This is a genomic window from Cupriavidus sp. YR651, from assembly GCF_900101625.1.
Lineage (GTDB): Bacteria > Pseudomonadota > Gammaproteobacteria > Burkholderiales > Burkholderiaceae > Cupriavidus.
Window position 1 is genome coordinate 1 of record NZ_FMYZ01000037.1, and the last position, 9,189, is coordinate 9,189.

Annotated in this window: 10 protein-coding genes; all 10 read left to right on the forward strand. The window is 58.4% G+C overall.

Annotated features, from left to right (window positions below; translation table 11 throughout):
* Positions 1-418, forward strand: a 418-nt coding sequence (locus BLR29_RS31625; protein WP_143018587.1) for a cytochrome P460 family protein, incomplete at its 5' end; no start/stop codon positions are given.
* Positions 419-645: 227 nt separating this feature from the next.
* The gene (locus BLR29_RS31630; RefSeq protein ID WP_092144031.1) at positions 646-1,563 is read left to right on the forward strand and encodes an NADP-dependent oxidoreductase; all 918 of its coding nucleotides are present in this window, start codon (positions 646-648) and stop codon (positions 1,561-1,563) included.
* A 196-nt stretch (positions 1,564-1,759) separates the two neighbouring features.
* Positions 1,760-1,966, forward strand: coding sequence for a cytochrome c-type biogenesis protein (locus BLR29_RS31635; RefSeq protein ID WP_255371552.1), 207 nt, complete (start codon positions 1,760-1,762; stop codon positions 1,964-1,966).
* Positions 1,963-3,393, forward strand: a complete 1,431-nt coding sequence (locus tag BLR29_RS31640) for a MocR-like pyridoxine biosynthesis transcription factor PdxR (protein WP_092144037.1) — start codon at positions 1,963-1,965, stop codon at positions 3,391-3,393. The genes BLR29_RS31635 and BLR29_RS31640 overlap by 4 nt, the downstream gene beginning before the upstream one ends.
* Before the next feature lie 390 nt (positions 3,394-3,783).
* Positions 3,784-4,200 (forward strand): cupin domain-containing protein, encoded by a 417-nt coding sequence (locus BLR29_RS31645; RefSeq protein WP_092144040.1) that lies wholly within the window; start codon positions 3,784-3,786, stop codon positions 4,198-4,200.
* 314 nt (positions 4,201-4,514) lie between these two features.
* Positions 4,515-5,132, forward strand: a complete 618-nt coding sequence (locus tag BLR29_RS31650; protein WP_092144043.1) for a nitroreductase family protein — start codon at positions 4,515-4,517, stop codon at positions 5,130-5,132.
* A gap of 317 nt (positions 5,133-5,449) precedes the next feature.
* Positions 5,450-6,406: an AraC family transcriptional regulator gene (locus BLR29_RS31655; RefSeq protein WP_092144046.1), complete on the forward strand. Its 957-nt coding sequence runs from the start codon at positions 5,450-5,452 to the stop codon at positions 6,404-6,406.
* 78 nt (positions 6,407-6,484) lie between these two features.
* A complete protein-coding gene (locus tag BLR29_RS31660) occupies positions 6,485-7,438 on the forward strand; it encodes an AraC family transcriptional regulator (protein ID WP_092144049.1) in 954 nt (317 codons plus the stop codon).
* A 220-nt stretch (positions 7,439-7,658) separates the two neighbouring features.
* Positions 7,659-8,585 (forward strand): LysR family transcriptional regulator, encoded by a 927-nt coding sequence (locus tag BLR29_RS31665; RefSeq protein ID WP_092144052.1) that lies wholly within the window; start codon positions 7,659-7,661, stop codon positions 8,583-8,585.
* Between the two features lie 364 nt (positions 8,586-8,949).
* Positions 8,950-9,189 (forward strand): nitroreductase family protein (locus BLR29_RS31670; protein WP_176861125.1); only part of this gene is annotated, 240 nt, incomplete at its 3' end.

The following is a 9,189-nucleotide window of genomic DNA, read 5'->3' on the forward strand; positions in this document are numbered from 1 at the left end:
CGCTTATCAGATGCTGGGCACTTGGGCAGTGGCTGCAGACAATAGCCCAGGCTCGAAGGAGATGCACGTGGTCTATGCATCCCCGGGAACCATCGCCGCATACCGCAAGTCCGGGCGCTTTCCTGATGGCACTGTTCTCGTGAAGGAAGTGTTCAAGACGACCACAAAATCTATGACAACCGGAACGGTAAGTAGCGCCGGCACCCTTGCCGGTTGGTTTGTCATGGTGAAAGACGACGTCGGCCGATTCCCCAAAAACGAGCTTTGGGGAGACGGCTGGGGTTGGGCCTGGTTCGATTCAACTGATCCCACGAAGACTACATCCACGGACTACAAGAAGGACTGTCAATCCTGTCACGTGCCGGCGCGAGCATCAGACTGGATTTACACCCATGGCTATCCGCCTCTGAGCCGATAGAAGGCGCCGCTCGATGATGCTCACTAATCTCACCGGTGCTTTGCATCAACCCGTTCGGGAAGCAAGGTTACGTTGACCAGTGGTAACACCCTATGTGGAACGGGTTTTCGATCTCCGCAAGATGTTCCTGCAAAGGGACGAATGACCGTGGAGAAAAATCGCGTGAGACTGCAGGGGTACGCCCATTTCACATAGAGTCGTGTGTACTCGACACAGGGAGAAAGACGATGAAGGCAATCGTGGTAACGGATCAGACTGCGGGAACGGCCGGAATGACGCTGGTGGACCGACCCGAGCCGGTGGCAGCAATCAACGATGTCGTCGTTCAGGTTCATGCGTCGGGATTTACGTGGGATGAGCTGACGTGGCCTTCGACCTGGACCGATCGCCTCGGCCGTGACCGGGCGCCAGTGATTCCGGGCCAAGAGCTTGCGGGAGTCGTCATCGCTCTTGGCTATGGCACGACGGGGCTGTCACTAGGGCAGCGGGTGTTTGGCCTCACAGACTCGTATCGCAGCGGCACCCTCGCCGAGTATGTAGCCGTCGAGGCGCGCAACCTCGCGCCGCTGCCTGCGGATGTCGACTTCACAGTGGGCGCGAGCGTGGCGATGCCCGGCCTGACCGCGTGGCAAGGACTGTTCGAGCACGGTCGCCTTCAGGCGGGGCAAAACGTTCTCGTGCACGGCGCAGCAGGTGCTGTCGGGTCGATGGTGACGCAGCTTGCACGCGAGGCCGGCGCGTATGTCATCGGCACTGGACGCGGCTCCCACCGTCAGAGAGTGCTCGAGCTTGGTGCGCGCGAGTTCCTTGACCTGGAGAACGACGCCTTGGAAGACGTCGGCAGCGTCGATCTGGTATTCGATGTCTTCGGTGGAGACATCGCGAAGCGATCTGCCGGCGTGGTCCGGCGCGGAGGAACGCTCGTGACCATCGCGGGGCCTACCGAGGCGAGGCCCGCCGACGGGCTCGCGATCGACTTTGTTCTCGTGCCAGATCGAGCCCAACTGGGTGAGATTGTCCAACGGGTGCGCGACGGACGACTGTGGACGAACATTGGCAACATCTCGGCCCTCGATGATGCTGTCGCCGCTTTCAATCCGACCAAGCGGATCAGCGGAAAGACGATCATCCGCGTTCGTCCGTGAGGACTCGGGGGATTACGCAAGACCTACTCCGTAACTCTCCTCATCAACGGCCTCAAAAGTCAAATTCCGATCAAGACACAGAAATCACCCAGCCAGCCTGGCAAGGGCCGAGGGTAATGAGTCCCGCGGCAGTAGTTTCCGCGCCGCCATTGAAACGATATTCGCCGCGCTTTGGGAAACGTCACCCCGGTCCACGATAACTGAAGAGGGAGTATGCGCGGAATCGAGTTCGCCCATTGTCAACGATTTACACGGCGAAATCCATCGCATGCTGAGAGAAGGCCGTAGCCACCAGCAGATCATTGACTTCATGGTCGCGCGCAATGGAGATTTCGTGTTGTACGACCCGCCGACGTCCTCCCGCACGGCTAAGGCCTCTGCCACGAAAGGAGCACCGTTGTGAACGACGCATCGTATTCTGACTGTTTGGACCTGCAGATCCACCTTGACCGGAGAGGGAAGCTGCCCCTGTCAGAACAAATTCGTATGAATATTGTCAGGGCAATTGATTCCGGCTTGCTAGCACCCGGCACCCGATTGCCGTCGTGGCGGTGCCTTGCTACGCAGCTTGGTGTCGCGCGCGGTACGGTTCGAACGGCGTATGAACGGTTGTCCGAGTCCCAGATGATTGAAGCATTTGGAGCAAAGGGCACCCGCGTGGCGCCACGGCCCCGCGCGGTGAGTACTCAACCGGACGCACCGCGGCCTGGTGGTTTTATGAAAACCATTCAGGAGATGAACGTCGGGCCAGCGATCTTCCAGCTCGGCATTCCGGCGTTCGAAGGCCCGCCGGATAAGATCTTCGCGCGCGCGCGCTCCTCCAATCTATTGAAGACGGGACCCTTCTCGTCACTGGTCTATCCCGATCCTAGAGGGGAGTCCCGTCTGCGCCAAGAGATTGCGGGCTATCTGTCCATTTCTAGAGATCTCCATTGCGTCCCGGAGCAGGTATTTATCACTTCGGGATACAGCTCCGGCCTAGGTCTAGCATTGCGAGTGTTAGGTCTGGACGGTAAGAAGGTTTGGATGGAGGACCCCGGTTTTCTGCTTACCCGGAAGGGGCTCGAGCTCGCTCGTTTGAGTATCGTTCCGGTGCCGGTAGACGCTGACGGCATCAACGTCGGGTACGGAATGGAAAACGCTGCGGACGCTGCGTTAGCCGTGGTGACGCCTGGTCAGCAAGCTCCGTTGGGCTCGACCCTGTCTTCGAGGCGACGGCTTCAGCTGCTTGAATGGGCGGCCTCGAGCGGCGCGTGGATCATCGAAGATGACTACCTCGGCGAGCTACAACTTGAAGGCAGAGCGGCACCCGCCTTGGCGTCTTTGGACGAGGGCAAGCGCGTTATCCACATAGGTACTTTCAGCAAGACTATTAACCCGGGGCTGCGACTTGGATTTGTTGTGGCGCCACCTGAACTGGTTAACGCGTTCTCTGAGGTAGCCGCAACGCTTGCCCCCGCTCCTTCACCAGTAGTTCAACTCGCCACCGCACAATTCATGCGTGATGGCCACTACATCCGCCGCATACGTCGGCTCAAGCGACTATATTCTGCCCAGCGTGATGCTCTCTGCGAACAGCTGCAAATGCGCGATGCAGAGTGGATCAAGGCCGGCCTTGCAATACTTCTCAAACTCCCCGATGGTGCGCCCGACATGCAGATCGTTCGGGAGGCGATGGCCGTCGGAATGGCACCATCGCCTTTGTCTAGATGGTTCGCGACTCCTTCCTGGGCCTTACCAGGGCTTTTGCTCGGGGTCGCCACAGCGCCTGAGCCGTATCTCGCTACTTCGTGCCATCGATTGTTCGAAATCATCGACCAATATCGCTAGCGCAGTGCCCTGGGACCCCACATGAGAGCACGAAGGAAACGCTAGTGAAGTCAACAGCTAAGGCCCGCCCGCGCATGCCCAAGGTTCTGCGAGACGGATATCGAGTTCTGAACAGCTCGTATTGGCTCTGTTCACATTGCCATTTTCGAAGTACATCACGACTGGTCGCGCCCCTTTGGCCCGACATCGGGGCCAGATCAAGCATTCTTCCCGACACGAGATGGTCGATTCCTTTGCCGGACCTCCAATGGCCGTAAGCTACGTCGAAGCGTCAGTGCTGGGCAATAGCTCATCACTATTCTTAGTACACACAACAATGAGGATTCTTGGCTCTTTAACTTGTGCCATCTACCGTACAGAATTTGAGCCTCAAAATGGAGCAATTCGACCATGATCATTCGTCCTATTCTGACAAGATTTTGTGTGACAGTTGCGATCTTCGCCAGCACTGGCGCGGCGGCACATGGGCCCGGCGACATCGTGAAGCCGAAGTTCGAACAACCGATTCCCAATCTGCCAGGGAAATCAATCGTCGCTGTAGAAGTCGAGTATCCACCGGGCGGAAGCTCGTTACCTCACATGCACGCGAAGTCCGCCTTCATTTACGCGTACGTGGTATCGGGCACAGTCGAATCGAAGGTCAACGATGGTGATGTACACGTGTACCACGCTGGAGAGAGCTGGTCTGAACCGCCCGGCGCAAGCCATCCAGTAAGTCGGAACGCGAGCAAAACTAAACCGGCGAAGCTATTGGCGGTATTTGTCGTTGATAGCAACGACAAAGAACTGACCACACCGGTCAGGTAAATGCCATCTACCCGCCAACAAGGATAGCTTTGCGTGCCGGATCCGAACAGGACCTCAACTGCCTTGATTTCTACGCCGTGGTGGCAGCGCAATCAAATGCCCGCGAGGGGTCCGGCGCCACCTCGCAGGCCGCCGACAAGCGCCGATCCGCACATGGCTACCGCGAGAGACACGTCCGTGCGGCAAGCACGCGGATCAGAGGAGAAAACGCCGCCCAACACGTTGAACGAAAGCAGCTCTGTATAGAGCGGGAACACCCGTCTACCCCAGACTGTCCCTTCCCCATAGGAATCACCAGGAGCAACGGAACCACCATGACCAACGCCGTCATCGAATGTATTCTGAGCCGCAGCGCCGCCAAGTATTACGACCCAGCCGCCACTCTGAGCGACGACCAAATCCGTGAACTGGTGCGGATCGGCACCAGCGCGCCGACGTCGTTTCACTTGCAGAATTGGCGCTTCATCGCTGTGCGCACGCGTGAAGCCAAGGCTCGGCTGAGTCCGATCGCCTGGAATCAGCCTGCGATTACCGACGCAGCCGTCACCTTCATCATCTGCGGCCAGTTGGCCGACTCCAGCGTTATTCCTGATCGCCTGGCTCCACTGGTTGAAATGGGCGTCATGCCGGCGGCGATGGTGTCCGAATGGGAAATCCCCGCACGCGATCTGTACATGGACCACCCGCAGCGCCAGCGCGACGAGGCCGTACGCACCGGCACCTTCGGCGCGGCAGCGATGATCTACGCGGCCCGCTCGCTGGGCCTGGGTTCGACGCCGATGATCGGTTTCGATGCCGAAGCGGTCCACCGCGAGTTCGGACTGGTTTCAAACGAAGTACCGGTCATGCTGTTGTCCATCGGGGCAGAGCGCCCGGGAAACTGGGCACAGAAGCCGCGCCTGCCGGTGGCCGATGTGCTGGACCTCGTTTGAATATTAGTCAAATCATTTATCCAAGGAAATGATGATGGCAAGAACTGTAGTGCTAAAGCCGGTCACACCGGTTGGATCGATCTGACCGGCTTGTACCTGCTCGCATCGACCATCTCTGAGAGCCCCGAAAGGTGCCATCGATGCGAGCTAACGCAAAGCCCGGAAGCGCCTAGGAAAGATCTGGGGAACGTATCTGGGCTTTTCGTATGTACCGTCCCCGTCCGGTTTCGCAGACGAGCTCGTGTACTGGGGTTGCGTGGCGCGTACAAGCGGCGTGTCAACCGCGAATCTCAAGCGTCTCAAATTACTGAGTTGATATGTCCCAAGTCGACTGGCTGAGCCAGCTTCTGCAAATGATCACCATCACTGGCCAGTTGGAAGTCCGCTGTGCCTACGGTGCGCCTTGGCGTGTGGCTTGGGCTCGGTCCGCTGCGCACGAGATCCCCTACCACGTCGTGCTCAAGGGCCGAGCCATTATTGAGGACCCGGAGACGGGAAAGACAAGCGAGCTCGTAGGCGGAGATATCGTGCTGTTGCCTCACGGGTCGGCCCACGTGCTGCATGATGGTAGCGGACATGCTCCGGGTCTTACCTACAATCGCCAAGCTTCTACAGGATGGACGCTCAGTGAGAATGAGGGCCACGGCGAGCATCTGGACATGTTGTGTGGGAGATTTTTCATCGGATCGCCCCATGATCGATTGATTCGTGACTATCTACCCGCGACTCTAATGGTACGGGCCATGGACGGTCACGGTGAAGAAGGCATCGGAACGGCCTTGAGCAACTTGGCCAATCTCGTGGAGTTGATGCGCATGGAGTCCGCCGGCGACAAAGCGGGCGCATCCGCCATTCTCAACGCGCTTACGTCGGCACTGTTTGCACTTGCGCTGCGCGCGGCCAGTGAATCCCAGCAAGCTCCGGCAGGCTTGTTGGCACTGACGGGCCATCCGCGACTGGCCCCGGCCATTTCAGCCATGTTCGCCGATCCGGCGCGGCCCTGGAATCTGCCTGATCTAGCTGACTTGTGCAGCATGTCACGCGCAACCTTCATGCGACACTTTCAGGACAAGCTGGGACGTTCAGCCTCCGAACTGTTGACCGATATCCGAATGAGCCTTGCCGCCAACGAGCTAAAAAAGCCGGCGATGACCACCGAGGCCGTGGCCGACTCGGTCGGATATCGATCCGTAGCGGCGTTCCGGCGCGTGTTCACCGACAAGATGGGGATGACGCCTGGGCAATGGCGCCACATGGTGCGCGGGGGTGAGTAAAGCGCTTCGCTATCGGTATGCAGCGTAGATAAGGCGCTAGTTGCCCCCTCCGTTTGAGTCATTCTCAGAATCATCCACATGATCGAATCGTCCTTATCCGCGCACGTGATCTTGGATCATTTGCTAGCTGTGCTTGATATCGGTGTGAACAATTTCACGGTTTGCGACATACGTAGTGGTTGGGGAATTCGCTTCGATACTTGCAAGACGGCGAGTCTGCATTACTGCCTGGCCGGCGTCGGCACACTAGCTGTTCGTGGCTTACCTCCCGTTCAACTTGAGCCACACAGTTTCGTGCTCCTGCCGCCAGGGGTTGCGTACTGTCTCGAAAGCGCCTCGTCCAAACCGGTCCGGCTTGAGTGCCGTACGCGCGTGCGCGGGGTGCCGTCGCAGGAATCCGTTCCAACACTCACTGCCGGCGAAGGTCGGCGGGGCATTGAAACGGCATGTGGTGAAATTCGCGCCGGATTGATCGATGGGTGGGACCTTTTCACCTCATTGGGAAAACCACTGGTGGTGCGATTTGACGACACCGACGGGTTGCGGGACCAGTTTGTAATGTTGTTGGCTGAGTCGGTCCGGCCGAGGATGGGCTCACGCGTCCTGACTGAGGCATTGCTTAAGCAATGTCTAGTACTCGCGTTACGACGCTGGATGGAGAGTGATCTCTCGCCATTGCCCTGGATGGCCGCTATGGCTGACATGCGGCTAAGTCGTGCTTTGGTCGCTATTCTTGAACAACCTGACGTCGCATACACAGTAGACAGTCTTGCACTGATCGCAGGCATGAGCCGTTCCGCGTTTGCCGCCGCATTTCGCACTGCTTTTGGTCAATCGCCGATGAGCCTGGTCAAGCTCGTGCGGTTGCGCCGCGCCAGCGAACTATTGATCACGACCGCGCTTACCGTACGTGAAATCGCCAAACGAGTCGGGTTCTCTAGTTGGAGTAATTTTTCTCTGGCATTTAGCCAACTTCACGGCATGGACCCAAGTCGCTTTCGCCGTACGTTTTCGTTGATTGAAGAAGGGTAGCGGCTTCATCTAGAGACCGCTTCAAAAGGAAACCAAGGGGGATGTTAACTTCTTCGGTCAGTTCTTAACCTTTCGACGCCTCAACAATAGGGACCAAGGAGACGGGCTCGCCGGTCATCGATGGCTACCCATGCTCGCTCGTTTGTGCGACTGGCAGAAGGCCCGCCGAGCGGCATTCTTGACTCAGTCTCCAAATCTTACTCCTTTGGAAAGCTTCATTATGGATCGTCTAGTCTCAATGCAGGCATTCACTCGGGTGGTGGACGTCGGTGGCTTCGGGCGCGCTGCGAAGTCGCTCGACCTACCCAAGGCTACGCTCACCCGCATGATCCAGAACCTGGAGACCCATCTTGGCGTCAAGCTGGTGCACCGGACCACACGGCGCATCAACGTGACCACCGACGGCGCAGCCTACTACGAACGCTGCGTGCGCATCCTGGCAGACGTCGAGGAGGCGGAGCAATCGCTGACGCTCGATAACGAATCGCCGCGCGGCACGCTGGCGGTGGACACCACTAGCGCGCTCGCGCAAATGGTATTGATGCCGCAACTGCACGACTTCCTGAATGCGTATCCGGAACTGAAGCTCGAACTGACCGTCAACGGCAAGCCGATTGATCTGCTCACAGAAGGCGTAGACGTCGCGTTGCGCGTGGGGGTGCTCGACGAATCGATGGTGGCACGCCGCATCGGTCAGGTGAAGCTGGCCTTCTACGCGTCGCCGATATATCTACGCCGCTTCGGCACGCCTCACGATCTCACAGAGCTGGCACGGCACAAGGCGGTAAATCTCCTGTCGAACCGAACCGGACGCGAGACGCCGTGGCCGCTAGTCCGCGCTGGCGAACGCAGCGAAGTACTGCTGCCTTCGGTGATCTCCACCAACGATGCTGACGTCAATCTGGGCTGCGCAGTGGAAGGCCGTGGCATTACGCGCATCTCGCGGGCGATGGCCGAGCCCTACGTCCATAGCGGCCGGCTAGTGGAGATCATGACGGAATGGCAGACCGACGAACTACCAATCTCAGCGATGTATCCGCAGAACCGGCACCTGTCGGCGAAGGTTCGGGTGTTCGTGAACTGGGCCGCCGAGATCTTTTCGAATCATCCGCATTTCGGCACGACACCGCGGCAAGTCGCGGTGTGACCACCGATTATTTTTTGCTTCGGCGCGCTGGCACAGACCGGGGACATCGCTTGCCGATGTCCGTGCGCCGGGCTCTTCAGCGGTACCAATCACTGCATGGATGCTGCCCATGTATGTCATGTGTGATTACCACTGCCGCATGTCCGGATCCGAGAACCGTGCCATAAGCGCCGCTCTTCAGTGCCCTGCCTTAACTGCAGGATGAATCACTATTCTTCTTGATCCTTTCTGGCATTTTATTGAGCGGAAGTAGTCTCGAAATTGGTATCGGGTACGCCTAAAGTGGAGGCTCCTAACCGCCTGATGAAAGGGCCGCAACATGAGCCATATCGCTATTCCCGCCATCGAGTCCGCCACCTTCGCCATGACCAACGGAACTACCAAGCCCAATGCCGTCATCGAATGTATCTTGAGCCGCAGCGCCGCCAAGTACTACGACCCGGCCGCCACCTTGAGCGACGACCAAATCCGCGAGCTGGTGCGAATCGGCACCGCTGCGCCGACATCCTTCCACTTGCAGAACTGGCGCTTCATCGCCGTGCGCACGCCTGAAACTAAGGCCCGGCTGAGTCCGATCGCCTGGAATCAACCTGCGATCACCGAT

Coding starts and splice junctions, on each gene's coding strand:
- BLR29_RS31630 (WP_092144031.1), top strand. CDS start 646: ATGAAGGCAATCGTGGTAACGGATCAGACTGCGGGAACGGCCGGAATG.
- BLR29_RS31645 (WP_092144040.1), top strand. CDS start 3,784: ATGATCATTCGTCCTATTCTGACAAGATTTTGTGTGACAGTTGCGATC.
- BLR29_RS31650 (WP_092144043.1), top strand. CDS start 4,515: ATGACCAACGCCGTCATCGAATGTATTCTGAGCCGCAGCGCCGCCAAG.
- BLR29_RS31655 (WP_092144046.1), top strand. CDS start 5,450: ATGTCCCAAGTCGACTGGCTGAGCCAGCTTCTGCAAATGATCACCATC.
- BLR29_RS31660 (WP_092144049.1), top strand. CDS start 6,485: ATGATCGAATCGTCCTTATCCGCGCACGTGATCTTGGATCATTTGCTA.
- BLR29_RS31665 (WP_092144052.1), top strand. CDS start 7,659: ATGGATCGTCTAGTCTCAATGCAGGCATTCACTCGGGTGGTGGACGTC.